Annotated in this window: 22 protein-coding genes; 15 read left to right on the top strand and 7 right to left on the bottom strand. The window is 63.8% G+C overall.

Going from position 1 to position 26,915, the window contains the following annotated elements:
• Complete coding sequence (locus tag M4J39_RS19310) at nucleotides 1-1,062, top strand: ABC transporter ATP-binding protein (protein WP_251730118.1); 1,062 nt, start codon at nucleotides 1-3, stop codon at nucleotides 1,060-1,062.
• A 420-nt stretch (nucleotides 1,063-1,482) separates the two neighbouring features.
• On the opposite strand, the gene M4J39_RS19305 is transcribed toward M4J39_RS19310, so the two are convergent.
• Nucleotides 1,483-2,733, bottom strand: a complete 1,251-nt coding sequence (locus M4J39_RS19305; RefSeq protein WP_251730117.1) for a type II toxin-antitoxin system HipA family toxin — start codon at nucleotides 2,731-2,733, stop codon at nucleotides 1,483-1,485.
• Nucleotides 2,730-3,029, bottom strand: coding sequence for a helix-turn-helix domain-containing protein (locus tag M4J39_RS19300; protein WP_251730116.1), 300 nt, complete (start codon nucleotides 3,027-3,029; stop codon nucleotides 2,730-2,732). The genes M4J39_RS19305 and M4J39_RS19300 overlap by 4 nt, the downstream gene beginning before the upstream one ends.
• A 720-nt stretch (nucleotides 3,030-3,749) precedes the next feature.
• Here M4J39_RS19300 and M4J39_RS19295 point away from each other — a divergent pair.
• From M4J39_RS19295 to M4J39_RS19285, 3 genes are all read left to right on the top strand, one after another.
• A complete protein-coding gene (locus M4J39_RS19295) occupies nucleotides 3,750-4,178 on the top strand; it encodes a PACE efflux transporter (RefSeq protein ID WP_251730115.1) in 429 nt (142 codons plus the stop codon).
• A 22-nt stretch (nucleotides 4,179-4,200) separates the two neighbouring features.
• The gene (locus M4J39_RS19290) at nucleotides 4,201-5,178 is read left to right on the top strand and encodes a zinc-binding dehydrogenase (RefSeq protein ID WP_251730114.1); all 978 of its coding nucleotides are present in this window, start codon (nucleotides 4,201-4,203) and stop codon (nucleotides 5,176-5,178) included.
• Between the two features lie 96 nt (nucleotides 5,179-5,274).
• Nucleotides 5,275-5,934, top strand: coding sequence for a hypothetical protein (locus M4J39_RS19285; RefSeq protein ID WP_251730113.1), 660 nt, complete (start codon nucleotides 5,275-5,277; stop codon nucleotides 5,932-5,934).
• Between the two features lie 19 nt (nucleotides 5,935-5,953).
• Here the strand turns inward: M4J39_RS19285 and M4J39_RS19280 are convergent, their stop codons facing one another.
• Nucleotides 5,954-6,991, bottom strand: a complete 1,038-nt coding sequence (locus M4J39_RS19280) for a LacI family DNA-binding transcriptional regulator (RefSeq protein ID WP_251730112.1) — start codon at nucleotides 6,989-6,991, stop codon at nucleotides 5,954-5,956.
• Between the two features lie 235 nt (nucleotides 6,992-7,226).
• Between M4J39_RS19280 and M4J39_RS19275 the strand changes: the two genes are divergently transcribed.
• The 5 genes from M4J39_RS19275 to M4J39_RS19255 all read left to right on the top strand — a co-directional run bounded on the left by M4J39_RS19275 (nucleotide 7,227) and on the right by M4J39_RS19255 (nucleotide 13,524).
• Nucleotides 7,227-8,498 carry an ABC transporter substrate-binding protein gene (locus tag M4J39_RS19275; protein ID WP_251730111.1) on the top strand — a complete coding sequence of 424 codons (1,272 nt, stop codon included), beginning with the start codon at nucleotides 7,227-7,229 and terminating at the stop codon, nucleotides 8,496-8,498.
• An 86-nt stretch (nucleotides 8,499-8,584) separates the two neighbouring features.
• Nucleotides 8,585-9,589, top strand: a complete 1,005-nt coding sequence (locus M4J39_RS19270; protein ID WP_251730110.1) for a carbohydrate ABC transporter permease — start codon at nucleotides 8,585-8,587, stop codon at nucleotides 9,587-9,589.
• Nucleotides 9,589-10,737, top strand: coding sequence for a carbohydrate ABC transporter permease (locus tag M4J39_RS19265; protein ID WP_251730109.1), 1,149 nt, complete (start codon nucleotides 9,589-9,591; stop codon nucleotides 10,735-10,737). Before M4J39_RS19270 ends, M4J39_RS19265 begins: the two co-directional genes overlap by 1 nt.
• Before the next feature lie 16 nt (nucleotides 10,738-10,753).
• Nucleotides 10,754-12,406: an alpha-amylase family glycosyl hydrolase gene (locus tag M4J39_RS19260; protein ID WP_251730108.1), complete on the top strand. Its 1,653-nt coding sequence runs from the start codon at nucleotides 10,754-10,756 to the stop codon at nucleotides 12,404-12,406.
• An 11-nt stretch (nucleotides 12,407-12,417) separates the two neighbouring features.
• Nucleotides 12,418-13,524: an ABC transporter ATP-binding protein gene (locus M4J39_RS19255; protein WP_251730107.1), complete on the top strand. Its 1,107-nt coding sequence runs from the start codon at nucleotides 12,418-12,420 to the stop codon at nucleotides 13,522-13,524.
• Nucleotides 13,525-13,566: 42 nt separating this feature from the next.
• Here M4J39_RS19255 and M4J39_RS19250 read toward each other — a convergent pair whose 3' ends face one another.
• Nucleotides 13,567-13,950, bottom strand: a complete 384-nt coding sequence (locus M4J39_RS19250) for a DUF2147 domain-containing protein (protein WP_251730106.1) — start codon at nucleotides 13,948-13,950, stop codon at nucleotides 13,567-13,569.
• 256 nt (nucleotides 13,951-14,206) lie between these two features.
• On the opposite strand from M4J39_RS19250, the gene M4J39_RS19245 reads away from it, so the two are divergent.
• Nucleotides 14,207-14,938 (top strand): EAL domain-containing protein, encoded by a 732-nt coding sequence (locus M4J39_RS19245; RefSeq protein WP_251730105.1) that lies wholly within the window; start codon nucleotides 14,207-14,209, stop codon nucleotides 14,936-14,938.
• A gap of 10 nt (nucleotides 14,939-14,948) precedes the next feature.
• Here M4J39_RS19245 and M4J39_RS19240 read toward each other — a convergent pair whose 3' ends face one another.
• Nucleotides 14,949-15,680, bottom strand: a complete 732-nt coding sequence (locus tag M4J39_RS19240; protein ID WP_251730104.1) for a hypothetical protein — start codon at nucleotides 15,678-15,680, stop codon at nucleotides 14,949-14,951.
• 261 nt (nucleotides 15,681-15,941) lie between these two features.
• The gene (locus tag M4J39_RS19235) at nucleotides 15,942-19,292 is read right to left on the bottom strand and encodes an NACHT domain-containing NTPase (RefSeq protein WP_251730103.1); all 3,351 of its coding nucleotides are present in this window, start codon (nucleotides 19,290-19,292) and stop codon (nucleotides 15,942-15,944) included.
• Between the two features lie 217 nt (nucleotides 19,293-19,509).
• Here M4J39_RS19235 and M4J39_RS19230 point away from each other — a divergent pair, with 217 nt between their 5' ends.
• The 4 genes from M4J39_RS19230 to M4J39_RS19215 all read left to right on the top strand — a co-directional run bounded on the left by M4J39_RS19230 (nucleotide 19,510) and on the right by M4J39_RS19215 (nucleotide 23,938).
• Entirely contained in the window at nucleotides 19,510-20,526 is a 1,017-nt protein-coding gene (locus M4J39_RS19230) for an aldo/keto reductase (RefSeq protein WP_251730102.1), read from the top strand.
• A 615-nt stretch (nucleotides 20,527-21,141) separates the two neighbouring features.
• Nucleotides 21,142-21,828, top strand: a complete 687-nt coding sequence (locus tag M4J39_RS19225; protein ID WP_251730101.1) for a YbhB/YbcL family Raf kinase inhibitor-like protein — start codon at nucleotides 21,142-21,144, stop codon at nucleotides 21,826-21,828.
• Between the two features lie 68 nt (nucleotides 21,829-21,896).
• Nucleotides 21,897-23,153 (top strand): sodium:proton antiporter, encoded by a 1,257-nt coding sequence (locus tag M4J39_RS19220; RefSeq protein WP_251730100.1) that lies wholly within the window; start codon nucleotides 21,897-21,899, stop codon nucleotides 23,151-23,153.
• Nucleotides 23,154-23,497: 344 nt separating this feature from the next.
• Entirely contained in the window at nucleotides 23,498-23,938 is a 441-nt protein-coding gene (locus tag M4J39_RS19215; protein ID WP_251730099.1) for a GNAT family N-acetyltransferase, read from the top strand.
• Nucleotides 23,939-24,254: 316 nt separating this feature from the next.
• Here M4J39_RS19215 and M4J39_RS19210 read toward each other — a convergent pair whose 3' ends face one another.
• Nucleotides 24,255-25,850: a xylulokinase gene (locus M4J39_RS19210; protein WP_251730098.1), complete on the bottom strand. Its 1,596-nt coding sequence runs from the start codon at nucleotides 25,848-25,850 to the stop codon at nucleotides 24,255-24,257.
• Between the two features lie 252 nt (nucleotides 25,851-26,102).
• Here M4J39_RS19210 and M4J39_RS19205 point away from each other — a divergent pair, with 252 nt between their 5' ends.
• Entirely contained in the window at nucleotides 26,103-26,852 is a 750-nt protein-coding gene (locus M4J39_RS19205) for an SDR family oxidoreductase (RefSeq protein ID WP_251730097.1), read from the top strand.
• Nucleotides 26,853-26,915 lie beyond the last annotated feature (63 nt).

Genomic DNA, 26,915 nt, shown 5'->3' with positions numbered 1-26,915 from the left:
ATGAGCGGTCTTCGCCTCACCGGCCTGCGCAAGGCCTTCGGCCCCACCGAGATCATCACCGGCGTCGATCTGGAGATCGCCGATGGCGAGCTGGTCGTCTTCGTCGGTCCGTCCGGCTGCGGCAAGTCGACGCTCTTGCGCCTCATCGCCGGGCTGGAAAGCGTCAGCGCCGGCGAGATCCTGATCGGCGAGCGCGACGTCACCCGCGTCGATCCGGCCAGGCGCGGCGTCGCCATGGTGTTCCAGTCCTACGCGCTGTTCCCGCACATGACGGTGCGCCAGAACATGGGCTTCGGCATGCGCGTCAACCGGGTGCCCAAGGCGGAGGCCGCCGAGCGGCTGGAGAAAGCCGCCGCCCTCCTTCAGCTCACCGAACTGCTCGACCGCAAGCCGGCCCAGCTCTCCGGCGGCCAGCGCCAGCGCGTCGCCATCGGCCGCGCCATCGTCCGCGATCCGCAAGTGTTCCTGTTCGACGAGCCGCTCTCCAACCTCGACGCCGAGCTGCGCGTGCAGATGCGCGCCGAACTTTCCGCCCTGCACGCCCGCCTCGGCGCCACCATGATCTACGTGACCCACGACCAGGTGGAGGCCATGACCCTGGCCGACCGCATCGTCGTGCTGCGCGCCGGCCGCGTCGAGCAGGTCGGCGCCCCGCTTCACCTCTACGACGACCCCGACAACCTGTTCGTCGCCGGCTTCCTCGGCTCCCCGCGCATGAACTTCCTCACCGCCGAAGTGCAGGCCAGCGGCCGCCTCCGCCCCGAGGGAACCGAAGTCGACCTCCCCTCCCCCATCCCCAACCTCCGCCCCGGCCGCCGCGTAGTGATCGGCTGCCGCCCCGAAAACGTCGAACTCGGCGACGGCCCGCTGGAAGCCAAGGTGAGAACGGTCGAACAACTCGGCAACTCCACCTTCGTCCACATGGACTGCGCCAACACGACCATCGCCGCCGAACTGCATCAGCGCTGGGGCACCCAAGGCGATGCCACGCTGCGCCTGACGCTGCCAACAGCCAAGACGCAGCTCTTCGACGCCGAAACGAGCCTGAGGATCAGGGGGTAGGGGCGAGGGCACGCAAGGCGCCATCTCCCTGTTATATATATCAATCTCCTGTCATCCTCGCGAAGGCCGCTTGAATTCGCGAGCGAATTCAAGGTGGACCTCAGGACGAGATGGCACACCGGCCCATATCAAGCTCCCTAAAACAGGGCGCCCGATATCAACCTAGCGCCCCTTCCTGCCCGAGGTCCTCGCCTGCGCAAGGATGACAATTTATATATATGTTTCAATTGGATAAGCCGCTCACAAACCCAGTGACCCGCTTGCCTTCCCCAATGGAAGCCGCCCGCTCCCCTCACCCAAGCGAAACGCCTATCCCCTTGTTTCATATCAATTTCCTGTCATCCTCGCGCAGGCGCAGGACCTCAGGACGAGAAATCGCTGCGGCCTATATCACGCTCCCCAAGCCAACGGCGCCCGATATCACCCTGCCACACCGTTCAGTTTGCCCTCCACCTCGGCCGTCCGCGCTTTTCCAAGGCCGGCTTCGTCGGCATGGTGCCGCCAGCGGGCGATGGCTTCGCGCACCTCGTCGATGATGCCCAAGGCCTCGCGCTCCGGGATCGAGGCGTCCTTTGCAACGGCCTGCAGATGCTCCCGGCCCGGATGGCGCCCCTCGCCGGCAATCGCCGCGCTGTGTTCGCCGGCCGGCCCGTCTGACCATGTGAGGTCATAGGCGGGCGCGAGAATCCATCTGCCATCGGCGCCCATCAGGAAGGCGTGGTTCTTGGCGTGGTCGTCGCGGTTGTGCGCCAGCACGTTGAACGTCATGTGGCGGAACATCCGCGCAACGTCCCGGCTGTCGCGCGTCAGCACGGCGGTCAGCTTGTGAAGGGCGCCGTAGTCGAGCGCGGCCTCGCGATGGCTGGCGTTGAGAAGCCCGCTGGCCGTATGCATGTGCAGGCGGCCGCCCGCCGTTCGGTCGAAGCGCTTCGTCGCGAACAGGCGATTGCCCCGCGCGGTCTCGATCACCGACGTTTCGGCCATCATGAGCCCGGCGGCACGCGCCATCAGGGCGTAGGCGTGTTCTTCCACGCCGATGTCGTCCCTGTCGCCGAGGGCGCGGCCCTTGACTAGCCATGGCTCGAACCCACCGGGCAGGCCGAGGCCGTAGTCGAGGCGGAAGGATTGCTTGCCCCTGTCGAGGCCGATCATGATCTTCGGTCTGGCGCCGGCCGAACCGCCCTGCGCCGCCTGCAAGGCTTCGATATCCGCGATCTCCCGCTCGCTCTGCACGCAGTCCACCTGCTCGACGAACCAGTCGAGATCGTCCTGCCCGCGCTCCCGGCCCGGCAACTCCGGCACGAAGACCAGCGCGCCCATGCCATTGCCGCCCACCGCCGTGAGACGGTCGATCGGGCTCACGTCCCCCGCCTTCGCGCCGATGTTGGCGAGCCGCCGGTCGAGCAGCAACCGGCCCCAGCCGTCGGGCACGCTGTCGTTGAAGAGGCCATGCAGCCCCTCGAACTCCGGTGGAACCCGGCCGGCGGCCGAAAGTCCGGCCCTGACCGGCAGGCGGAACGGCGAGACCGGCAGCGGCGCGGCGACGAAGCCGGGGGCATACTCGAAATAGGCCTGCCGCTCCTCCGCGCTCCACGCCAGCGTTCCAAGGTCGCGCCGCGTCCCCTCGAGGTCGAGCAGAACCTGCATTTTCCGGATGGGGACGAACTTCATTTTCGCCGCGCCCTCTTCCGAGCCGGCCGGCCCACCACCTCGTCCAGGGTCTTCGCCGGCCGTGGCGGAAACAGCGCCTCGAACTCCGCTTCCGCCTCCAGAGCGAAGGCGATCTTCACCACGGCCTCGAACGACGCCTTGCCCGTTTCCTCGAACAGCCGCAGCGACCCGTAGGACACGCCGGACCGCGCCGCCAACTCGCGCTGCGTCAGATCCAGATCGAGGCGCCGGCGCTTCATGCGCGCCGCGACGCCCTGGATGATGTCCGATGGGGAGGTGAGGCTAAGTGCGAACATGAGGCTGATTATAGCTGATTATCGAATTTATTGCTATTATAATGGCATTTAATGCGACCGCCAATGATCCCCCTATCTCCCTGCGGCGAAGGGAGACCGATATCAGCCTCTAGCCCCTTCCTGCCCGAGGTCCTCGCCTGCGCAAGGATGACAATTTATATGTATGTTTCAATTGGATAAACCGCTCGCAAGCTCACCCACCGCTTGCCTTCCCAGATGGAAGCCGCCCGCTCCTCTCGCCCAAGAGAAACGCCTATCCCCTTGTTTCATATCAATCTCCTGTCATCCTCGCGCAGGCGAGGACCTCAGGACGAGATGGCACATCGGCCCATATTAAGCTCCCTGAACCAACGGCGCCCGATATCAACCTCCTGCCCTTTCCTGCCCGAGGTCCTGCGCCTTCGCGCAGGATGACGAAATTATATAGATGGAACAGGGGGATAAGCCGCTCACGAACCCAGTGGCCCGTTTGCCTTCCCCAATGGAAGGCAACACTCACCTCACCCACGCGAAACGCCTATCCCCTTGTTTAATATCAATTTCCTGTCATCCTCGCGAAGGCGAGGACCTCAGGACGCAAAATCACTGCGGCCCATATCAAGCTCCCCGAACCAACGGCGCGCCGATATCCCCGCCCCACATTGCGCCCCGCCGCGTCCGTATATATCCTTCCCCACTCACGCGAGGGCGACCTCCGCCCACCCGGCACCAGGAGGTTGCATGCGTTCTTTGCCTGACCGTATCCGTCATGTCGTCAGCTTCGAGATCATCGGGCTGGCGCTGGTCACGCCGCTGGGGGCGCTGGCCTTCAGCCAGCCGATGCTGGACATCGGCGTGCTCAGCGCCATCATCGCCGTGGTGGCCACGCTGTGGAACCTTGTCTACAACTACCTGTTCGACCTGGGCCTCCGCGCCGCGCGCGGCAACACCGCCAAGGGCACGGTGATGCGCGTGTTCCACGCCATCCTCTTCGAGGCCGGCCTGCTGGCCGTGCTGATGCCCTTTATTGCCGTCTATCTCGGCATATCTCTGTGGCAGGCGTTGATGATGGATATCTCGTTTGCGGCCTTCTACATGGCCTACGCCTTCGTGTTCAATTGGGCCTACGACCGCCTTTTCCCGCTGGCCGAATGGCAGACGCAGGCCTGACCCATCTTTCGAGGACAAACGCATGTTGAGCGCACTTCACCGCAGCTTCGGCGACCCGGCCGAGGTTCTGACGCCGGCCGACAGCCCCATGCCCGAGCCGGGCGAGGGGCAGGTGCGGATCAGGACGATCCGGTCGCCCATCCATAACCATGACCTCTGGACCGTGCGCGGCCAGTATGGCTACAAGCCCGATCTGCCGGCCATCGGCGGCAGCGAGGCGGTGGGCATCGTCGAGGCGCTCGGCCCCGGCGTCACCGGCATCGCGCCCGGCGCCCGCGTGGCGGCGGCCGGCGTTCACGAGACCTGGGCCGAATTTTTCCTCGCCCCGGCCGCCAGCCTCGTTCCGCTGCCCGACGCCATCCCCGACGAGGCCGCCGCCCAGCTCATCGCCATGCCCTTCAGCGCCATCACGCTCCTCGACTTCCTCGGCGTCGACAAAGGTGACTGGGTGATCCAGAACACCGCCAACGGCGCCGTCGGCAAGACGCTGGCCATGCTGGCCAAGGCGCGCGGCATCCACGTCGTCAACCTCGTCCGCCGCGACGAAGGCGTCGACGAACTGGCCGCCCTCGGCATCGCCAACGCCGTTTCCACCGCCTCGGACGGCTGGAAGGAGCGCGTCACCGAGATCACCGGCGGCGCGCCGATCCGCGCGGCGGTGGATTCCATCGGCGGCGACGCCAGCGGCGACCTGATGCACCTCCTTGGCGACAACGGCCTGCTCGTCTCCTTCGGCAGCATGGCCGGCGAGCCGATGCGCATTCCCTCGGGCGCCACCATCTTCAAGCAGGCGGTCGTCAAGGGCTTCTGGGGTTCCAAGGTCAGCGCCGCCATGGCGCCGGACAAGCGCGCCGCGCTGATCGGCGAGCTGATGCGGCTGGTCGCCTCGGGCGAACTCAAGCTGCCGGTGGAGGCCGTCTTCGGGCTCGACCGCATCAAGGACGCCGTCGCCGCCTCGCTCGCCTCGGGCAAGGCCGGCAAGGTTCTGCTGCGGCCCTGAACCAGGATGGGGCCGCCGGCGCGGCCCCGCCCCTTCCAAAGATCAGCCTTGCACAACCCTGGCCGCTTACCATCTAGCGCTGAGGGAGATCTTCGCATGACCCTACGCGTGCTTCTCGCCGGCGGCACCGGCCTGGTCGGCAGCCTTGTGCGCAGCCGCCTCGCCTCGCGCCTCGATATCAGCGCCACCAGCCTTGTCCGCCCCGGTTCGCCGGCCGGCGGCCACGAGGTGGAGTTCGAGCGGCTGGCCGAGGCGCCGGCCGCCGTGCTCGGCCCGCTGGCGCCCGAGGGCATCGACGTCGGCATCTCCTGCCTCGGCACCACCATCCGCGCCGCCGGCTCGGAAGACGCCATGTTCCGCGTCGACCACGACTATGTGCAGGCGGTGGCGCAGGGCGCGCGGGCGCTCGGCGCGCGGCAGTTCATCCTGGTCACCTCGGTCGGCGCCGGCGGCCCCGGCTTCTACCTCAGGACCAAGGGCGCCATCGAGCAGGCGGTGACCGACCTCGGCTTTGCCCGCGTCGACCTGATCCGGCCCGGCATGCTGATCGGCGAGCGCCGCGAGCAGCGGCCGATGGAGGCGATCGGCCAGCGCGTGTTCGAGGTGCTCGCCCCGGTCATGACCGGCCCGCTCAGCCGCTACGCCGGCATCCGCGCCGAAACGGTGGCCGACGCCATCGTCGCCCTCGTCGGCCGCGAGGAAGCGGGCCGCTTCGTCCACGAGAACGACGAGCTGGAAGCGCTCTCTCGCCCGTAAGGCGCGACCGGCCCGCCACTCATCCCGCCGAAGGCGCCGGCCCCGTCGATGTGCCGACAACCAGGGCCGCCTCCAGAAGGATGTGCCGGTCCTTCATCTTGGGGTTCGATATCTTCTCGATCAGCAGCTCGGCCAGAAGCCGGCCCGCCTCGCGCACCGACGACCTGGTGGAGGTGAAGATCGGCACGTCCCGGCCATTTTCGAAATAGGACAGATCGTCGTCGTGGCAGACGACCGAGAAGTCCTTGCCGAGAACCAACCCGCGCTGCTCGGCCGCCCGCCGCACGCCAAAGGCGGAAATGAGCGACGACACGACGAAGGCGGTTGGCGGCGCGTCGGTTTGCAGCATCTGCTGCGCGCGCTGATAGCCGAAAGCCTCGGTCATCTCGTCGCAGCTCATCAGCGCGGGGTCCACCTCGATGCCCGACTCCAGCAAGGCTTCCGTGTAGCCCTCGCGGCGGCGGAAGGCGTAGTCCATGTGCTCGAGGCCGTTGATCAGGCCGATGCGGCGGTGCCCGAGATCGATCAGGAACTGGGTCGCCCGCTTGAAGGCCGCCCGGTTGTTGACGTCCACCCAGGAGTAGGACTCCGTCAGCTCGCTCGATCGGCCGTGGACCACGAAGGGGATCCCGATCTTCTTCAGGATGGGGATATGGGCATCCTTGACGGTCGGTCCCTGAACGACCAGGCCGTCCAGCACCTGCCTTGCCTTGAGCTTCAGATACGACGCCTCCTCGTTGCCGTCCTCCACCCGGGTGAACATCATGTCGTAGCCATACTCGGCATAGGTTTTCGACGCGCTGGCAACGAAATCGCCGAAGATCGGATTGACCATCTCGTGGCGCGTCCTCGTCGCCAGAATGTGCCCGATCATCATCGACCGGCCGGTCGCCAGCCCGGTGGCACGGCTGTTCGGGTGATAGTTGTACTGCTCCGCCGCCTCGCGAATTTTCCGCCGGGTCGCCTCGTTGACCTCGGGATAGCCGCCCAAGGCGCGGCTGACGGTCGTCTGCGACATGCCGATTGTCTTGGAAAACTCCTTCAAGGTCATCGTCATTTTAAACCGCTTTCGAAATCCGAGCCTCACCCTGACATGGATTCCCTTGCCAGCGACGAACAAGCCGAAACAATCAGGAGCCTAATATCAAGCGTTTTCAATGAGATTGTAGCAAAATCCCCACAATATGGGAACGCCCTTCTTGACGATACCCCGCAGATGTCGCTATAGGTCAATTCGAAAGCGCTTTCAAATTCGGTCAGCGCTTTGTCTTATGGGAACCTGGGAGGGAGTCATGAAAAGCCATCTGATGGCCGGCATCGCTTGCCTTGCGATGTCCGCCGGCGCGGCGCATGCCGAACAGCTCACCGTCCTCGGCGGCTGGCTGGGCGAGGACCAGAAGTCGCTGGAGGCCATGCTCGACGCCTATTCGAAGGCCACCGGTCACGCGTATTCCTACGTCGGCTCCGACAGCATGGAGCAGCAGATCATCATCGACGTGGAAGCGGGATCGGCGCCCAACATCACCTTCGTTCCGCAGCCCGGCCTTGCCGCCGACCTCGCCAAGCGGGGCGCGCTGACCCCGCTTCCCGAGGGAACGGCCGACTGGGTGAAGGACAACTACGCCGCAGGCCAGTCCTGGGCCGACCTCGGAAGCTTCCCCGACCAGACCGGGCAGAAGCACCTTTACGGGCTGTTCTACCGCGTCGACCTCAAGTCGCTGGTCTGGTACTCGCCTGAGAACTTCGAAGACGCCGGATACGAGGTCCCCACCACGATGGAGGAACTCAAGGCGCTGAGCGACAAGATGGTCGCCGACGGCAAGACGCCCTGGTGCATCGGGCTCGGCTCCGGCGCGGCGACCGGCTGGCCGGCGACCGACTGGGTCGAGGATCTGCTGCTGCGCATGCAGCCGCCCGAGGTCTATGACGGCTGGGTGTCCAACAAGATCCCGTTCAACGATCCGCGGATCGTGGCGGCCATCGAGGAATACGGCAGCTTCGCCCGCAACGAGAAATACGTCTCCGGCGGCGTCGGCGCCGTCTCGTCGACGGACTTCCGCGACTCGCCGAAGAGCCTCTTCACCTCGCCCCCGCAGTGCTACATGCACCGGCAGGCGTCCTTCATTCCCACCTTCTTCCCCGAAGGGACGAAAGTGGGCGTCGATGCGGACTTCTTCTACTTCCCGTCCTACGCCAGCAAGGACCTCGGCTCGCCGGTTCTCGGCGCCGGCACCATGGCGGTGATCACCAAGGACAGCCCGGAAGCGCGCGACTTCATCAAGTTCCTGGAGACGCCGGAAGCCCACGAGATCTGGATGGCGCGGGGCGGTTTCCTGACGCCGTTGAAGAGCGTGGACAAGGCCAAATTCCCCAACGACGAAGTCAGGAAGATGAACGACATCCTGCTCAACGCCACGACGTTCCGCTTCGACGGCTCGGACCAGATGCCGGGCGCTGTCGGCGCCGGCACGTTCTGGACCGGGATGGTCGACTACACATCCGGCGCCAAGACGGCCGAACAGGCCGCCGACGAGATCCAGGCCAGCTGGAAGAACCTCAAGTAAGAACCTCTCCCGAAACGCCCTCTCCCGGCCCCGGCCGGGAGGGGGTTCGGCCTGAAGTTCAGTGATACCGGTGTTGGGAGGGCGCAATGCACCCGGCTTTACTCGGCATTGTCGCCATCGTGGTCGCGGTCGGAGCGTGTACCGCCTACTTCTACCTGTCGAACCTGTTGCTCGATAAGGTCATTTTCCCAGCCCGCGGCGTCCACGCCGGCCGCAACATCAACCGCGCCAACATGATCCGGCCGTGGTTGTTCCTGTTTCCCGCGCTGTTCGTCCTGGGCGTCTATCTCGCCTATCCCGTCGTCGCGACGCTGTGGCTGTCGGTCACCCGGCGCGTCGGCAGCGGAGAGGAATGGGCAGGGCTTGCCAACTACGGCCAGATGCTGTCCGAGCCGAAGTTCTGGGAATCCATCCGCAACAACATGCTCTGGCTGGTGATCGTGCCGGCGGCGTCCACCGCCTTCGGCCTTCTGGCCGCCCAGCTGACCGATCGCATCCGTTGGGGCAACATCGCCAAGTCCTTGATCTTCATGCCGATGGCCATATCCTTCGTCGGCGCGTCGGTCATCTGGAAGCTCGTTTACGACGCGCGTCCGGAGGGAACCGAGCAGATCGGCATTCTCAACGCCGTCTATCTGTTCTTCGGCGGCGACACTCCGCAGCACTGGCTGACGCTGCCCTTCTGGAACAACTTCTTTCTCATGGCCGTCCTGATCTGGATTCAGACCGGCTTTGCCATGGTCATCCTGTCGGCGGCGCTCCGGGGCATTCCCGAGGAGACGGTCGAGGCGGCGATCATCGACGGCGCCAACCCGCTGCAGGTCTTCTTCCGCATCAAGGCGCCGCAGATCATGGGCACCATCGTGGTGGTGTGGACCACGATCACGATCATCGTCCTGAAGATCTTCGACATCGTCTTCGCGATGACCAACGGCCAGTGGGAAACCCAGGTTCTTGCCAACTACATGTACGACAAGCTCTTTCGCGCCAACGACTGGGGCGTGGGCTCGGCAAGCGCCATGGTCATCATGCTGCTGGTGACGCCGATCCTCGTCTGGAACGTTCGCAACGCGCGCAAGGAGATGCGGTGATGGAACATATCGCGGGGCGCAAGAGCGCCCTGACCTGGGCGGTTCACATCTCGGCGGCGCTCCTGGTCATCCTGTGGTCCCTGCCGACGCTCGGCCTGCTGGTGTCGTCCTTCCGGACGGCGGACCAGATCGCGACGAGCGGATGGTGGGATGCGCTGTTTCCGCAGGAGCAGACGCTGACGCTGAGAACGGCGGACGCGCAGGCCCAGCGCCAGATCGACGGCCAGTATGTGATCGAGGGCCAGTTGTTCGAACCGGGCCAGACGATGACGATCTCCGCCTGGGGCACCTCCTCGAACGACATTGGCGCCAACAAGCCGGGCGACAGCGTCAGCCTGCGCGATGGCGGAACCCTCAGCGTCGACGCCGATGGCGCCTACCGCATGACCAGCGACAAGGTGTTCACCGGCGCGCGCGGCCAGCGCGTCTTCGTCACCGCCACCGTGCCGCCGAGCTTTTCCTTCGAGAACTACCGCGGCATTCTCTTTGAAGAGGGCAATGTCGACGGCATTGCCAAGGCGTTCTACAACACGCTCACCGTCACCATTCCCGCCACCATCATCCCCATTCTCGTGGCGGCCTTCGCCGCCTACGCGCTGGCGTGGATGGAGTTTCCCGGCCGAAGCCTGATCATCGCGGCGGTGGTGGCGCTTCTGGTCGTGCCCCTGCAGCTGGCGCTCATTCCGCTCCTCAGGCTGCACAACGAGATCGGCATCGGCAAGGGCTACATCGGCGCCTGGCTCGCCCACACCGGCTTCGGCATGCCGATGGCGATCTATCTCCTTCGCAACTACATGGCCGGCCTGCCGCGCGACATCATCGAGAACGCGCGCGTCGACGGGGCGACGGAGTTCGAGATCTTCGCCAGGATCATTCTGCCGCTGTCCTACCCCGCGCTGGCGAGCTTCGCCATCTTCCAGTTCCTGTGGACCTGGAACGACCTTCTGGTCGCCATGGTCTTCCTGATCGACAGCTCCGGCGACACTACCGTGATGACGAAGCATATCGTCGAGTTGCTGGGCACGCGCGGCGGCAACTGGGAAATTCTCGCAAGCAGCGCTTTCGTGTCGATTGCCGTTCCGCTCGCCGTATTCTTCTCGATGCAGAGATATCTGGTGCGCGGCATGCTGGCCGGATCTGTGAAATAGTGGACAAGGGACTGGTATGAACGTCGTGACCCCGCTCAATTCTGTGGCAAAGCTTGAAAACGACCGCGACTGGTGGCGCGGCGCCGTCATCTATCAGATCTATCCGCGCAGTTTTCAGGACAGCGACGGCGACGGCGTCGGCGACCTCAAGGGCATCACCGAACGCCTTCCCCATGTCGCCTCGCTGGGCGTCGACGCCATCTGGATCTCCCCCTTCTTCACCTCCCCGATGAAGGACTTCGGCTACGACATCAGCGACTACTGCGATGTCGATCCGCTTTTCGGGCAGTTGGCCGACTTCGACGCCCTGCTGAGCCGCGCCCATGCCCTCGGCATTCGCGTGTTGATCGACCTGGTCCTCAGCCACACCAGCGATCAGCATGCTTGGTTCAAGGAAAGCCGGGCCAGCCGCGACAACGCCAAGGCCAACTGGTACGTCTGGGCGGATGCCAGGGACGACGGAACGCCGCCCACCAACTGGCTGTCGATTTTCGGCGGGCCGGCCTGGCAGTGGGACACCCGGCGCGAGCAGTATTACCTGCACAACTTCCTGACCAGCCAGCCGGACCTCAACTACCACGAACCGGCCGTTCAGGACGCCGTTCTCGACGTCGTGCGCTTCTGGCTCGATCGCGGCGTCGACGGCTTTCGGCTGGATACCATCAACTATTACTTCCACGACGCCGAACTGAGGAACAATCCGCCGCTGGCCCCGGAAAGGCGGAATGCCTCCGTCGCGCCCAAGGTCAATCCCTACAATCACCAGGAACACATCTACTCCAAGAACCGCCCGGAGAACCAGGGCTTTCTCAAGCGCTTGCGCGCGCTGATGGATGGCTACGGCGCGCGGGCCTGCGTCGGCGAGATCAGCGACGCGCAAAGGGGGCTGGAGATCCTGGCCGAGTACACGGCCGGAGGCGACCGCGCCCACATGTGCTACGCCTTCGAGTTTCTCGACGCCGGCCGCGTGACCGCCCAGCTGGTGAAAACCGTCTTCGACAAGCTCGACGGCTACTCCCCCGACGCCTGGGCCTGCTGGGCCTACTCCAACCACGACGTCGTCCGTCATGGCACGCGCTGGGGCCTGTCGCCGGCCGCCCTGCGCACCTATGTCACGCTGCTCATGGCCCTCAAGGGCTCGGCCTGCCTCTATCAGGGCGAAGAGCTCGGACTGCCGGAAGCCGAGCTGACGCTGGATCAGGTGCGCGACCCGGCCGGCCTGGAGTTCTGGCCCGAATACAAGGGACGCGACGGCTGCCGCACGCCCATGGCCTGGACGACCGACACCGGCGCCGGCTTCAGCACGGCGACGCCCTGGCTCCCGGTTCCGAAGGCGCATCTTCCCAGCTCGGTCGCCGCGCAGGAAGCCGACGCCACCGCCCTTCTTCATCACTACCGGCGGGCGATCGCGCTGCGTCGTCGGTTCCCGGCGCTGCGGAACGGCACGATGGACGATCTGGTCGCCGACGGCGACGTGCTGCGCTTCGTCCGTCGCGGGCCGGCGGGCGACATCTTCTGCGCCTTCAACCTCGGTGAGACGCCGAGAGAGATCCTCTTGCCGGAAGGCGACTGGCGTCCGGTCGGCGGTGAATTCGGTGACGCCGCCATGGTGTCCGGCAGTGATGTCCGGCTTGAGCCCTGGCAGGCATTTCTGGCAACTCGAGCATAGTTGGGGGGACGATGACGAGCCTCAAGCTGACCGGGATCGAAAAGTCCTATGGCGGAACCGTTCGCGTATTGAACGACATCAACCTCGAAATCGAGCAGGGCGAGCTCATCGTCTTCGTCGGCCCGTCGGGCTGCGGCAAGTCGACCTTGCTGCGCATGATCGCCGGCCTGGAGAAGATCACCGGCGGCACGCTTGAGATCGACGGGCAGCGCGTCAACGACGTGCCGCCCGCCCAGCGCGGCATTGCCATGGTCTTCCAGTCCTATGCGCTCTATCCGCATATGACGGTGCGCGAGAACATGAGCTTTGCGCTCAAAATCGCCCGGAAGCCCAAGGCGGAGATCGCCCGCGCCGTCGAGCACGCCGCCAAGATCCTGCAGCTCGAACCCTATCTCGACCGCCTGCCGAAGGCGCTGTCGGGCGGGCAGCGGCAGCGGGTTGCCATCGGCCGCGCCATCGTCCGCGACCCCAAGGTCTACCTGTTCGACGAACCGCTCTCCAACCTCGACGCCGCCTTGCGCGTGGCGACGCGCATCGAGATCGCCCAGCTCAAGGAATCGATGCCCAAGAGCACCATGATCTACGTGACGCACGATCAGGTGGAGGCCATGACGCTGGCCAGCCGCATCGTCGTTCTGGCCGACAAGGGCATTGCCCAGGTAGGCACGCCGCTCGAACTCTACGAGACGCCGAACAGCGAGTTCGTCGCCCAGTTCATCGGCTCGCCGTCCATGAACCTGCTCTCCGGCGAAATCACCGGCACGGGCAGCATGACCACGGTCAGGCTGGATGCCGGCGGCGCCATCCAGTCCGCCGTCGCCACGCGGGACGGCGACCTCGGCAAGCGCGTCAATGTCGGCATCCGGCCGGAAGACTGCCGCGTGACCGATGGCGAAGCGGCCTTCCGGGGCAAGGTGAAGATCACGGAAGCGCTGGGTGAAGTGACCCTGCTCTACTTCGAGGCGCGGGACGGCGAGGCGCCGGTGATTGCCAAGCTGGGCGGCTCGCACAAGGAGCTGCGCGGCGCGTTGGTCGGCCTGTCGGCTGACCCGTCCAAGGTCCACATTTTCGCGGACGGGCAGTCCCTTCTCTACCGGCCGGCCGATCTGGCGGCGTGACCACCAAGCGGGAGCTCGGTGGGAGCGGCAGCTCCCGCCCGCTCACTCCCCCGCCAGCCGCGTCCAGGCCATCTCCTTGCAGACGATGCCGGCGAGAACGCAACCCTCGGTGATCATCCGCGTCTCGCCCACCTTCAGCGTCATGCGATAGGTGAGGTCGCGCTGGCGGTCGAAGGCGGTGCCGGACCACTGGCCGGGCTGCTCGGGCTTGACCGACATCACCAGGATGTCACCGGCCTTCTCGCCCTTGGTGCCCTGGCGCACCCAGGTGTTGGTGGCGCAGATGTTGTCGCCGCAGCGCTCCACCTTCACCTTGGCCTTGCCGTCGCCGCGCGCCCACAGGCCGAACAGCGTGGCGTCGGAGGCGGCCAGCGTAGGCGCCGCCGTGAGAGACGCAAGCATGGCGATCAGGATGCGTGAGGTCATGGCATACTCCTCTCCTGTCGTTGGCGCCTCCGGCGGCGGGAACCGGTCGCCGGACGCTGCCTGAACCAATCAATAGAGCACCTCGGCCAACCGAAGCTTGCCGGCCCTCCATCGGACAGACATACGCGCGAGCCGGCCGAACGGTTCAATCCGCCGCCGTTTCCTCCAGTTTTTGTCGGCTTTACGCCGCCGTAACCCCGCCCGGCTAAGGATGGACGAGACGGAGCTGGGCGAAGGCTCGCCCATGGGGGCCACCATGCAGACAGGATGTCAGGGCTGCCGGCGCGACAGCGGGTTCCCGCTCGCCTTTTCCATGGCCTTCCAGCCCATCGTCGACACCCGCTCCGGCACGATCTTCGGCCACGAGGCGCTGGTGCGCGGCACGGCCGGCGAAGGCGCCGGCAGCATCCTCTCCAAGGTGGACGCCGACAACCGCTACTGGTTCGACCAGCAATGCCGCGTCAAGGCCATCGAGCTAGCCTCGCGCCTGTTCCCGGCCGGCGGCGACGCCAAGCTGTCGATCAACTTCCTGCCCAACGCCGTCTACGAGCCGCGCGCCTGCATCCGCCAGACGCTGGAAACCGCCGAACGCGTCGGCTTCCCGCCCGAGGCCATCATCTTCGAGTTCACCGAAAACGAGCCGCTCGACACCGCCCACCTCCTCCGCATCCTCACCACCTACCGCGAGATCGGCTTCAAGACCGCCATCGACGACTTCGGCGCCGGCTACGCCGGCCTCAGCCTGCTCGCCAAGTTCCAGCCCGACATCGTCAAGCTCGACATGGACCTCATCCGAGCCATCGACACCAACCCCGCCCGCCGCGCCATCGTCGCCCACACCCTCGCCATGCTCGCCGACCTCGGCATCACCGCCCTCTGCGAAGGCGTGGAAACGGAGGCCGAGTTCGACACGCTGAGGGAAATGGGGGCGTATCTCTTCCAGGGGTATTACTTTGGCAAGCCTGTGTTCGAGGGGGTGGGGCTTTGACGTGGGAGACTTATTGAGCTCTTCTCGTTAGGTCGATGCCCACAACATAAACATCTTCCACATTGGGGAAGCGGCTTGAAATTGCGCGCCAATGCTCAGCCAACGCTTGAACCAAACCCGTGAAATCAACCATGGTCTCCCTGTTAGGAACCCTCCAGCCTTCTCCGTCAGTATAAACCAAGACGAAAAGGCCGCGGTTTGACCGATTATCACGCAGGTAATCGCCACAAAGTTGATTTTCCAATCTCTCAAACAGTTGAGGACCTGTCCATTTCTCGGCAAGTTTCAGTTCGACTGGCACCGGACCATCGAATCCCATACCCATAAAGCGAAGGTCCGGTCTTTTATCGTCGGCAAGCTGCTCTTCTTGCGGCACAGAATAGCGCCCGTTTGCTCTCTCACGCATCTCATGTCCCAAGTATTTTCGTACCTCGGTTTCTTCCTTTCTCATCAAGAGAGACGCCACACTGGAATCTCCATCTTCGAGATCATCCTTAAGATCCAAAAAACGCAGGTGGACAAGCTCTGCCAAGTCGCGGTGATTGCTTGGGGTCCGCTCAATCTTGTATGCAAAACTAAAAACTTGCTCGGCCCTCCAAGCCACCAGATCACCATCCTGCTCAGCCTTACGTTTGGCATATTGCAGTATCCGGGGCCGCATCGTCTCGGTCGGATGAAGCTGGGAAATCTCCATAAGGGAGAGAAAAGCCCGCTTTCCTGGTATCTCAGTCAAGGCGCTCAACAAAGCATTGCGTGCCTCCTGAGCGTGATCACGTAAGTTTGGAGAATAGACCCCGGTTCCCGCCCGTTCAACGTCGTCCTCTATCCGAACGTACTCATGAACCAGAAGATATAGCGCCTTAAGATGTTCAGGTTCACGGTACGCACCGCGAGCGTTAATGGACTCATCGTGTCGCCCGCCCCAAAGGCCACTTAAAAATCTCATAACCAATTCTAGTCGCATCTCTGCGATATCGATGCTGCCAAGCTTACCTTTAAGCGCCTAAATGGCTGGGCCGGGCTGGAGACCACACCACACCGCGAACCAAAGAGCCAGATTGTTGAGTGTCTGAACGGTTTGGCACTTAGTAATCGCCAACTCCGCTATCGCACTGTCAGGTACAGTCGATCCCAGCAGAACCTTAAGTAGTCTATTCAGATTCTCCGCGTTAATTGGCTCGCGCTCTTGCAGCAATCTCAATATAGCGGGACCTAGCTCGTCCCAGGCCCATTGAGCCGACCAGCTCACGTCGCTCAGAATGTAGTGTGAATCGGTATCAGCCTCCTCAGTGGAAATTTCATATTCTATTTCTTGCATCAAAAAAGTAGAGACAATATTGGGGAACACGTTAAATAAACTTGGGAACCAGAGTGGAAACCCATTCAACTCAAACGACGCAAACCGACAAGCTTGGACGACTTCCTCTTCGCTAAGATTACTAAGCCAACGCCCCTCCGATTCGACTGCTTCTATCTCAAGACCAGTAAGGCCAATGATAGTAGACGTTGCAGTAGTGCTGGCGGGATACCCCTCCGATCGAAGTTGAGGACGGAAATTGCGCCAATGTCGAACCGCGGTGTCCCGATAGAATATGGCCACCGGCTCACCAAATCGATCAATTAGTGATCTCCAGTTATACTCCGTCCAACGATTGTTTACTTTATTCTCATCTCGCGTTTCCTGAAAGAGATAGAGCATGGCTTGAGATAAAAGCCCAGGAGACCGTTCTTGCGAACTTTTTATCTCATCTAGCTTATCGGCAAGGAAGGACTTCCATTTTTCATGATAGGCCGCCTCACTCTTCTGGCGCCGTTCGGACGCGCGCTTCCACCGCGCCTCACTCTGTTTGGAGCGCCTCCGCTCAGCACTCTGCGCGGGCGGGTGGAGATACTGACTTAACCGCTCATCAAGAGTGGGATCCTTGGCCGCTCGACGCTTGAGCTTTTCTCTCCAGCGAGCAGTTCGGCCAGAGTTGACATAAATAGAGAACGCTATTGAAAGAGCGACCAATCTGTTGTCGCCCTGTTGCTGGGTCATCTGTTCAAGAAAATATTCAAAATCATCGGATCCGAAAGTGCCAAAACTACACCACAGCGAGGACTGCCAGTGTTCGGTCAGACGTTCTCCCTTTCTCTCGTCCAATGACTGGCGAGAGGCCTCGATTTCGAACCATATTAAGGCGCGCCGTAGTTCAGCCCACGCTGCGACTCCAGCTTGAAGTTCTACCTTGGCATCTTGGAGATCCTGAATTTCATATCCAAGTCCCGCTCCGATGCTCCTAAGTATCTTCAGAGAAGGAGGAGTAAGGGCTGCAAAATGGCGCTGCTGGATCAATCGAGCGACAACTTTTCCGGCCACGGGAAGTAACCACTGATTCTTCTCCGAAACCTCACAATGACGCCGCTCGATCACAGGCGGCAATCGCAATAGCTGACTAAGGCCATCAGCTATTTCTGGCAGTAGGGTCGTGTCGGCATCGAGAATGAAAGCGGCCAAATAAGTTGGAGCAGGATCGAGGGAGTAACGCCTCTTCGGTGCTAGCTTTTGCAGGCAGGCTAGCATCCAGCGCATAACCTCGTAGGAAGGCCGGGAGCGCCTGAGAAGCTCAGCAAACAAATCCCGATCGAGTTCCAAGCCTTCAGCAAGGAAGCTTTGTCTTACCAAAGCAAGATCAGATGCGCTTCCGACTGACGCTAAAGCGCGAAAGGCTGAAACACGAACATACCTCTCGTTCGACGAGTCGATCGCTTTCGCGAAGACTACAGAACGAAGTGAAGATAGCTCACCAAGCCAGACCATTCTGAGCAAAAACGCTTGAATGTCGTTATTCTCAGCATACCGCCAAAGTAGATACTCAATGTCTTTCTCAACATCCAAGTTCGCAAAGCGCTGTACAGCTGCATAGCTATGCACACTGCGTTCGGAACCACCCGCCGCGATCTGCTCGCAAATATCAACCAGCACTTGGCGGCGAGCGTCCAAGGGAAGACGAACCGGATCGCCACCTTCAAAAAAAACCTCAGGTGCAGATTCACGGACCCGATCGCAAATCTTCTCATCTAGAAGGGCAAGCCAGGGAAGAACCGGTCGGAGAGCTGGGACAACGATCGCGATGCCATATTGCTCACGGAAGAATAGGCCCTCAATTGCGCGACGCGAAGTCTGCCTCGCCAACAATTGGGCAAACCATTCGGCCGTCAAATACTCGCGAACTGAACGATGATGAAAACGGACGGTACCATAGATTGCTTCGTCAAAGATCGGCCGCGAAAGCAGTGTGAGCTGGTCCCTATCGTCCCACTCCGGCAGAATCTGGTGAATACTCAAACCTAAGCCATTCTGCGAGCCATCGGGAACGCAGATGGTTTGCACGCCCGTTAGGGTCACAGCAGCCGCAACCAGTCGGATCCCTTCTCGTGCCCTTGCTGCCGCCAGCGGCCTGTAATCGCGTCGAGACTGGTCACGCTCTTCAAGTCGCCTCTCGATGCTGTTTTGCAGCATTTCAAGACGGCCACCAACTCTGCCACGGTCGATCCAAAACTGTATTAACTCGGACAAGTCTTCAGGTCGCGCAGTGAACGAAAATGCATCGGCGCGTTCAATTGCATTGATGAATGCTTGAGTGTCGACAACGCCTTTTTCTTTAGCGAAAATACCGACTTGTAACGTATTTAGATCATCGAGTGAGACGACGAGAAACGTTGTTTCTTCGTCAACCTCCTCTGTAGTTACTTTAGAAAGGCTTTCTGACTCACCACTAAATTCAGAGGTAAACTTCTCTCGAGTTAATTCTGAGGGGGGCGGAAACGCCTTGACGCAGGTTTCGAGATCCGACTTAGCGCGCCAAGCGCTTGTCCGCCCGGTAATGATCACATGTGTCCGGTCTTTTGCTGTGTTGGCCAGTCGACCCAGTTTACGAATAGCAAGCTCAAAATCACCGGGGTCACGTAGCCGTGCCTCATCAACGGAATCGAGCAGCAGCCATCCTTCTCGACCAGAGGCACGCCACCTCTCGAATTCCTCATATGTGCCAGTGCCTTCTTCAAAAGCGTCCTCGAAATTGTGAGCGACGTGTTCGAGGCGAAGGAAGAACGCGGCCTTGCCCTGTTTGCGTAGCATCTGTGTTGTGTGCCGTATCTCACGGGTTTTTCCAGAGCCGGCTTCGGACAAGATCACAACACGGTAACGCGTAATTAGCTTGGCCCATGTGATCCGATCCCCAACCTGGAAAGCTCGCCCCATGTCGATGTCATCATTCTCGCGCCCCGAACGGGACAGCTCGTGAAAGGTCCGACTTAGGTCGACGAAATCGCTGAAGGCGCCGGAGGCAAGCGGTGTGAGTGAGTTGGCCATGCAGCCACTATTACCAATTGCACAACCAAGAACAAGGTAAGAACATTGCCACAGAGGTTTTGTTCACTATGAAGCGGCGAAGTTGCACGGGTAATTCGACCTCCCGCCATCTCTCCCTCCCCCCATCCTTCATCCCTGCACCCCGTCGTTCATTTCTGCACACTTAAATCGCTTCACTCCTGCGTTTATGTCGGCAGGGCAATCAGGGAGATTTGCCATGCGGTCCACGCAACACACGCTCACCCCATCCACCCCCGTGGAGACCATCACGCTCTGGAACGGCGCCGTGGTGCCGCGCATGGGCCTTGGCACCTGGGCGGCCGGGGGGATGATGATCTGGCCGAGCGGGCCGAGTAGCTACGGGTCGATCTCGCGCGACGACGCCATTGCCGGCATCCGCCTCGCCTACGACCTGGGTATGCGGCTCTTCGACACCGCCGCCGCCTATGGCGCCGGCAACTCCGAGCTGATCGTCGGCGAGGCGCTGAAGGACAAGGACGACGTCGTCATCGTCACCAAGTGCGGCTACATCGGCGACCCCGTCACCCGCGTCATCGAGCACCCCGACGACCTCAGCCCCGCCGGCATCCGCCGGGGCGTGGAAGGCTCGCTGAAGCGGCTCGGGCGGTCGTCGGTCGACGTCGTGCTGCTGCATCACAACGACCTGGCGGTCGACCTGGCGCGCCCGGTGTTCGATGCTCTGGAGGCGATGCGGACCGAGGGGCTGATGACATGTTATGGCTGGAGCTGCGACTTCGTGCCGCTGGTCTCCGCCGTGGTCGACTACCCCGGCTTCAAGGTGGTGGAGCACGACCTCAACGTGTTCGACACCGCCCCGGAAATGCTGGACCTGGTGGACCAGCACGGCCTCTACTCCCTGGCGCGCATGCCGCTCGCCATGGGCTTGCTCGGCGGCAAGTACGGCCGCAAGGCCACGCTGGGCGGCACCGACGTGCGCGCCGGCTCGGCGCCCTGGGTGAAGTATTTCAAGGCCGGCGCCGCCAGCGAGGACTATCTCGCCATCCTCGACAAGATCGCGCCGCTGCTGACTGCCGATGGCAGGAGCATGCCGCAAGGCGCGCTGGCGTGGGTGCTCGGCGCCTCCGAGCGGACCATCCCCATCCCCGGCTTCACCTCGGCGGCGCAGATCCGCGACAACGTCGAGGCGGTGTGGCAAGGCCGGCTCCCGGCCGAGGCGATGGTCCGCATGAGGGAGATCGTCGCGGGCAGGTAGACCGATCGCGGCGGGGTCTCCGGCTCCGCACCGACCGCGTCCCGTCATACGCGTTCCGCTTGATCCGGACTCATCTGGCTCAAGCGGATTACGGCCTGAGAGCCGCCCGCCGCCGACCTGTTTCCCACCTCCATCAAGCTGTCCTCCTCTGCGAAGGCAGAGGATCTCAGGACGGTCGAGCGAGGGGGCAATATAGGGCCCCCAATCACCAACGGGAGCCCGATATCAGCCTCAGCGCCTCTTCCTGCCTGAGGTTCACCTTGCATTCGCTCGCGAATGCAAGCGGCCTTCGCAGAGAATGACAGGAGAAGGATATGAAACGGGAGCTTGGCCGGAGGCCGCCCGGCCACGTGACACGCCCCGTCGCCGCCGACCTATCTCCCCCTCCCCATCAAGCTGTCCTCCTCTGCGAAGGCAGAGGATCTCGGGACGGTCGAGCGAGCCGCCGATATCGGGCTCCGTCCCGTCGCTTTCGGCCACCCTGCCGGCCCGCGCAAGGCCATGGACACCTCGCCGGGGCTGATCGGTTCGGCACCGAACTTGATCGGCTCCGGCGCGCGGTCGTCCGGGCCGCCGCCTATCCTCAAGCCGTTGCAAAGCAAGAGGATAGCCCCCATGAAAGCCCTTTATCGCCTCTCCTCCGCCGCCCTCGCCCTCATGCTCGCCGGTGCCGCCATCGCCGCCGAGCCGCTCAAGGTGACGATTGGCGGGCTCGACGACACCGGCCGCCTGCCCGACAAGGCCGCCTTCTGCGCCCCCGGCGAGGGCGGGCCGAAAAACGTCAGTCCGGAAGTGACGTGGTCGCCCGGCCCCGAGGGCACGCGCGCCTATGCGCTCACCATGACCGACCCCGACGTGCCCAAGGACCTCGGCCTGATCAACAAGCCGGCCACGGTGATCGCCGACAGCGAGCCGCGCATGACCATCCACCACTGGGTGCTGGCCGACATCCCCGCCACCGTCACCACGATCCCCGAGGGCGCCGAGAGCGACGGCGTGGTGCCGCACGGCAAGCCGGTGGGGGAGACGCCGCACGGCCTTCGCGGCGCCAACGCCTTCACCGGCTTCTTCACCGGCAACGCCGACATGGCCGGCACCTATGGCGGCTATGACGGCCCCTGCCCGCCGATGAACGACGCCCGGCCGCACCACTACACCGTCCGCGTCTATGCTCTCGACACGCCCTCGCTCGGCCTCACCGGCGCCTTCGACGGCCCGGCGCTGGAGGCGGCGCTCGCCGGCCACGTGCTGGCCGAGGGCGAGGCGATGGGCACCTATTCGCTCAACCCGGCGGCGCGGTAGACGGGAACCGTTTGCCCCCCTCGCGCATTGCCTTTTCGCGCGGGGCACGGTTGCGAAGGGGGGCAGGCTTGGAGTTGTTCGGCTGGGAGATCGACGCCTATCCGGCGGCCATGGCCGGCGCCGGCCTGTTGATCGCGCTGGTCGCCTGGCTGCCGCTGGCATTGCGCCGCCTGCCGCTGTCGCTGCCCATCGTCTGCCTGATCATCGGCGGCCTCGTCTACATCGGGCCGCTGCCGGCGCCCAACCCCTCGCCCATCGCCCACCCCTACCTCACCGAGCGGCTGACCGAGTTCGTGGTCATCGTGGCGCTGATGGGCGCCGGGCTGAAGATCGACCGCCGCTTTTCCTTCCGCGACTGGGGCGCCACCTGGCGGCTGCTCGCCGTCACCATGCCCTTGTCCATCCTCGCCATCGTGTTCACCGGCGTCACCGTGCTGGGGCTCAGCGCCGTCGCCGCCCTGCTGCTCGCGGCGAGCCTCGCCCCCACCGATCCCGTTCTCGCCGCCGACGTGCAGGTGGGCGACCCGCTGGAGGGCAAGGAGGACACCGTCCGCTTCGCGCTGACCTCCGAGGCCGGGCTGAACGACGGCTTCGCCTTCCCCTTCGTCCACCTCGCCATCGCGCTCAGCCTTTCCGCCACCACCGGCGAGCCGTGGCTCGCCCACTGGCTCGCCGTCAACGTCGTCTGGGAGATCGCCGCCGGCATCGCGGTCGGCTGGCTGGTGGGGCACCTGTTCGGCTGGGCGACGTTCAAGATGCCGGGCGACACGCTGGCGAAGACTGGCGACGGCCTCGTCGCCATCGCCGCCACCTTCGTCTCCTACGGCGTCTCGGAAATGCTGCACTGCTACGGCTTCTTCGCCGTCTTCGTCACGGCGCTGACGCTGCGCAACTCGCACCGCGACCACCACTTCCAGCGCGACATGCACGACATCACCGAGCAGATCGAGCGCATCACCATGATGGCCCTGCTGCTCGCCTTCGGCGGCGCCATCATGGGCGGCCTGTTCGCGGGCGTCGGCTGGGTCGACATGCTGGCCGTGGCGCTGATCCTCCTGGTCATCCGCCCGCTCGCCGGCCTGGTGGCGCTGATCGGCGCCCCCGCCACCCTGTCGGAAAAGCTCACCATCGCCTTCTTCGGCATCCGCGGCGTCGGCTCCTTCTACTACCTCGCCTTCGGCCTCAACAACGGCGACTTCCAGGAGGGCGAACGCCTGTGGGTCATCCTGTCGCTGGTCGCCTTCATCTCCATCCTCATGCACGGACTGACGGTGACCCCCGCCATGCGCTGGCTCGACCGCCGCCACGGCCGCGAGGTGGATTGAGGGGTTGGGGCGGGCGGCCGGGAGCGCGATATGAACCGCTCGCCTTTTCCTGCCTGAGGTCCTGCGCCTTCGCGCAGGATGACAATTAATTTATATAAAACAAATGGATAGCGTCGCGCACTTGAGAGGCTGAGATTACGCGCTCCATTGGGGCACTCGCTGCGCCACGTGAGTTGGCGATCGGCTTATCCCGTTGTTCCCTATATATAAAGCCGTCATCCTGGCGAAGGCCAGGACCTCAGGCAGAACGGAGCTCAACGCCGATATCGCGCCCCAAATGACCTGAACCCGATACCCGAAAGGGATCGCTGGACAGCGCCGCCGCCTTGCGCCATGTCTTGGCAATGCGCCCCACGCTCGAACTTATCGCCGATGAGCCGACCGCCGACGAGCGAGACCAGCTCCTGAAACTGTTGCTGGACTTCAACGCCCCGCACACCGGCCACATCGTGGAGCGGCCCAATCTCGGCATCCTGCTGAGACGGCCCGACACGGCCGAAATCGTCGGCGGCCTCTACGCCTCCGACGAGTACAACTGGCTGTTCATCAAGTATCTCATCGTGCCGGACGCCCTGAGAGGCCAGGGCCTCGGCCGCGCGCTGATGACCGAAGCCGAGCGGATCGCCCGCGAGCGCGGCTACCTCGGCCTGTTCCTCGACACCTTCGATTTTCAGGCGCGGCCGTTCTACCTCAAGCTCGGCTTCGAGCAGTGCGGCGAGCTGGAGGGCAACGCCGACACGCCCCGCCGCTTCTTCCTGAAGAAGCTGTTCTCGAAGGAAGCATGACGCCCGATATGAACCGCGCGCCTTTTCCTGCCTGAGGTCCTGCGCCTAAAGCGCAGGATGACAATTAATTGATATAAAACAGATAGATAGCGTCACGCACTTGAGAGACTGAGGTTGCAATCTCCGTTGAGGCGCGCGCTGCGCCACATGAGTTGGCGATCGGCTTATCCCGTTGTTCCCTATATATAAAATCGTCCTGCGCGAAGGCGCAGGACCTCGGGCAGGACGAAGCTCAACGCCGATATAGCGTTCCAAACAAAACATCCCCAGCGACGCGCGGCCACCGGGGATGCTCTTGTCATGGTTTTCCGAACGATCAGCTGATGGCTTCCGTGGCGGCCTTCTGGATCGCCAGACCCGCCTCGTACTGCTTCAGCCAGGCGCCGTAGCCCTTGACGTCTTCCGCATCGGGCTTCGCCACATCCAGCTTGGCGCCGGCGAACACTCGCTCATTGAGGTAATCGCCGAGAACCTTGCCCTTGCCGCTCCTGAGATACTCGGCCAGCACGGCGATGCCCCAGGCGCCGCCCTCGCTCGCCGTGTCGCCCACCGTCACCGGCGCGCCGATGGCGGCGGCGAGCAGACGCTGCGCGACGCCGGCCGTCTTGAACATGCCGCCGTGGGCGAACATCGAGTCGAGCTTCACGCCCTCGCCATGCAGCACGTTCATGCCGAGGCTCAGCGTGCCGAAGGCGGCGTAGAGCTGGGTGCGCATGAAGTTGGCGAGGGTGAGGCGGCTGCCGGGGGTGCGCACCACCAGCGGGCGCCCCTCGGTGAGGCCGGTGATCGGCTCGCCGGCGAGATAGTTGTAGGCCAAGAGGCCGCCGCCATCCGCCTCGCCCTTCAGCGCCGCCTCGAACAGCGCGCCGAACACGGCGTTGGCGTCCGACTTGCCGCCGATCGCCTTGGCGAATTCGGTGAACACGCCGGCCCAGGTGCCGAGCTCGCTGGCGCCGTTGTTGCAGTGGACCATGGCGACGAGATCGCCGCCCGGCGTCGTCACGATGTCGAGTTCCTCATGCACCGTGGTCAGCGGCTTTTCCAGCACCACCATGGCGAAGATCGAGGTTCCCGCGCTGATGTTGCCGGTGCGCGGCGCCACGGCGTTGGTCGCCACCATGCCGGTGCCGGCGTCGCCTTCCGGCGGACAGACCGGGATACCGACAGCGAGCTTGCCGGTGGGGTCGAGCAGCTTGGCGCCCTCGGCGGTCAGCGTTCCGGCGTCCTCGCCGGCGACCAGCACCTTCGGGAACAGCTTGGGCGCGTCGAGGCCCGGCTTGTGCGCCTTCACCATCTCGCCGAAGCGCTTCATCATCGGCGCGTCGTAGTCGTGGGTGGCGGCGTCGATCGGGAACATGCCCGAGGCATCGCCGACGCCGATCACCTTCTGGCCGGTGAGGCGCCAGTGGACGAAGCCGGCCAGCGTGGTGATGTAGGCGACATCGCCCACATGCGGCTCGTTGTCGATCACCGCCTGATAGAGGTGACTGGCCGACCAGCGCAGCGGGAAGTTGAAGCCCAGCGTCTTGGTCAGTTCGGCGGCGGCGCGCTCGGTGTTGGTGTTGCGCCAGGTGCGGAACGGAACGAGCAGCTTGCCGGCGGCGTCGAAGGCGAGATAGCCGTGCATCATCGCCGAGAAGCCGAGAGCGCCCACCTTTGTCAGATCGACGTTGTAGCGCGTCTTCACGTCGGCGGAGAGCGCGGCGAAGGAGGCCTGCAGGCCGGCCCAGATCGCCTCTTCCGAATAGGTCCACAGGCGGTCGACGAACTGGTTCTCCCAGCCGTGCGTGCCGGTGGCCAGCACCTCGTGATCCGGCCCGATCAGGCAGGCCTTGATGTTGGTGGACCCGAGCTCAATGCCCAGCGATGTGCGTCCCTCGGCGATCGCCGCGGCCATGGCCTGCTGCGTCATCGGCTTTCAACTCCCTTTTCTCTGGCGTCCGCCCTCCAGGCGGCGACCTATGATCGTTATCCTCACCATACCCCAGGACGCCTGTCGATGAGTAGTGACAGGTATCGAGAGGATATGGAGGATCTTGCAATTTCACGCTGGCGGCGCGTGACTGGCTGTTTTCGGCTGTCACAGTCGCCCACGACGAGAAACGGGTGTCTGGCGCCCCACCCCGTTTCCTATGTCGGTCTCCCCCACACAAAGGAGAGACAGATGGGAATCCTGGACAACAAGGTGGCGATCATCACCGGCGCGTCGTCGGGCATCGGGCGGGCGGCGGCGCTGCTGTTTGCCGCCGAGGGCGCCGCCGTCGTGCTCAACGCGCGTGGGGCCGAAGCGCTGGAGGCGGTGGTTCTGGAGATCAAGGGCCGGGGCGGCAAGGTCAGCCTGGTCGCCGGCAACGTCGGCGAACCCGCCTGCCACGACGCGCTGGTGGCCGAGGCCGTGAGCGCCTTCGGTGGCCTCGACATCGCCTTCAACAACGCCGGCACCGTCGGCGCCCTCAAGCCGCTGGCCGATCTCACGCCCGACGAATGGCAGGCGACGCTGACCACCAACCTCACCTCGGCCTTCCTGGCCAGCCGCGCCCAGATCCCCGCCATGCTCAGGCGCGGCGGCGGCTCCATCGTCTTCACGTCGAGCTTCGTCGGCACCAGCGTCGGCCTGCCGGGCATGGGCGCCTACGCCGCCGCCAAGGCCGGCCTGATGGGCCTCGTCAAGGGCATCGCCGCCGACTACGGCGCCAAAGGCATCCGCGCCAACGCCCTCCTGCCCGGCGGCACCGACACCGGCATGGCCGGCGATCAGGCCCAGAAGGACTGGGCCGCCGGCCTCCACGCCATGAAGCGCATCGCCCAACCGGAAGAGATCGCCCAGGCCGCCCTCTTCCTCGCCGGCCCACAATCGAGCTTCGTCACGGGCTCGGCGCTCTACGCCGATGGAGGGAATGCGGCGGTGAAGTGAGCGAAGACAAGAGGGGCGTCGGCCACGGCCGGCGCCTACCTACTTGACGAAGGGGGCTGATCG

The sequence above is a fragment of the Pleomorphomonas sp. NRK KF1 genome, from assembly GCF_023721755.1.
Taxonomy (GTDB): domain Bacteria; phylum Pseudomonadota; class Alphaproteobacteria; order Rhizobiales; family Pleomorphomonadaceae; genus Pleomorphomonas.
Note: the sequence above shows the minus strand (reverse complement) of the source record. Positions and strands in the feature narration are given on the sequence as shown.

Excerpts from the sequence above, each read along its gene's own strand:
- M4J39_RS19310 (WP_251730118.1), top strand. The coding sequence starts at position 1 with ATGAGCGGTCTTCGCCTCACCGGCCTGCGCAAGGCCTTCGGCCCCACC.
- M4J39_RS19305 (WP_251730117.1), bottom strand. The coding sequence starts at position 2,733 with ATGAAGTTCGTCCCCATCCGGAAAATGCAGGTTCTGCTCGACCTCGAG.
- M4J39_RS19300 (WP_251730116.1), bottom strand. The coding sequence starts at position 3,029 with ATGTTCGCACTTAGCCTCACCTCCCCATCGGACATCATCCAGGGCGTC.
- M4J39_RS19295 (WP_251730115.1), top strand. The coding sequence starts at position 3,750 with ATGCGTTCTTTGCCTGACCGTATCCGTCATGTCGTCAGCTTCGAGATC.
- M4J39_RS19290 (WP_251730114.1), top strand. The coding sequence starts at position 4,201 with ATGTTGAGCGCACTTCACCGCAGCTTCGGCGACCCGGCCGAGGTTCTG.
- M4J39_RS19285 (WP_251730113.1), top strand. The coding sequence starts at position 5,275 with ATGACCCTACGCGTGCTTCTCGCCGGCGGCACCGGCCTGGTCGGCAGC.
- M4J39_RS19280 (WP_251730112.1), bottom strand. The coding sequence starts at position 6,991 with ATGACGATGACCTTGAAGGAGTTTTCCAAGACAATCGGCATGTCGCAG.
- M4J39_RS19275 (WP_251730111.1), top strand. The coding sequence starts at position 7,227 with ATGAAAAGCCATCTGATGGCCGGCATCGCTTGCCTTGCGATGTCCGCC.
- M4J39_RS19270 (WP_251730110.1), top strand. The coding sequence starts at position 8,585 with ATGCACCCGGCTTTACTCGGCATTGTCGCCATCGTGGTCGCGGTCGGA.
- M4J39_RS19265 (WP_251730109.1), top strand. The coding sequence starts at position 9,589 with ATGGAACATATCGCGGGGCGCAAGAGCGCCCTGACCTGGGCGGTTCAC.
- M4J39_RS19260 (WP_251730108.1), top strand. The coding sequence starts at position 10,754 with ATGAACGTCGTGACCCCGCTCAATTCTGTGGCAAAGCTTGAAAACGAC.
- M4J39_RS19255 (WP_251730107.1), top strand. The coding sequence starts at position 12,418 with ATGACGAGCCTCAAGCTGACCGGGATCGAAAAGTCCTATGGCGGAACC.
- M4J39_RS19250 (WP_251730106.1), bottom strand. The coding sequence starts at position 13,950 with ATGACCTCACGCATCCTGATCGCCATGCTTGCGTCTCTCACGGCGGCG.
- M4J39_RS19245 (WP_251730105.1), top strand. The coding sequence starts at position 14,207 with ATGCAGACAGGATGTCAGGGCTGCCGGCGCGACAGCGGGTTCCCGCTC.
- M4J39_RS19235 (WP_251730103.1), bottom strand. The coding sequence starts at position 19,292 with ATGGCCAACTCACTCACACCGCTTGCCTCCGGCGCCTTCAGCGATTTC.
- M4J39_RS19230 (WP_251730102.1), top strand. The coding sequence starts at position 19,510 with ATGCGGTCCACGCAACACACGCTCACCCCATCCACCCCCGTGGAGACC.
- M4J39_RS19225 (WP_251730101.1), top strand. The coding sequence starts at position 21,142 with ATGAAAGCCCTTTATCGCCTCTCCTCCGCCGCCCTCGCCCTCATGCTC.
- M4J39_RS19215 (WP_251730099.1), top strand. The coding sequence starts at position 23,498 with ATGCGCCCCACGCTCGAACTTATCGCCGATGAGCCGACCGCCGACGAG.
- M4J39_RS19210 (WP_251730098.1), bottom strand. The coding sequence starts at position 25,850 with ATGACGCAGCAGGCCATGGCCGCGGCGATCGCCGAGGGACGCACATCG.
- M4J39_RS19205 (WP_251730097.1), top strand. The coding sequence starts at position 26,103 with ATGGGAATCCTGGACAACAAGGTGGCGATCATCACCGGCGCGTCGTCG.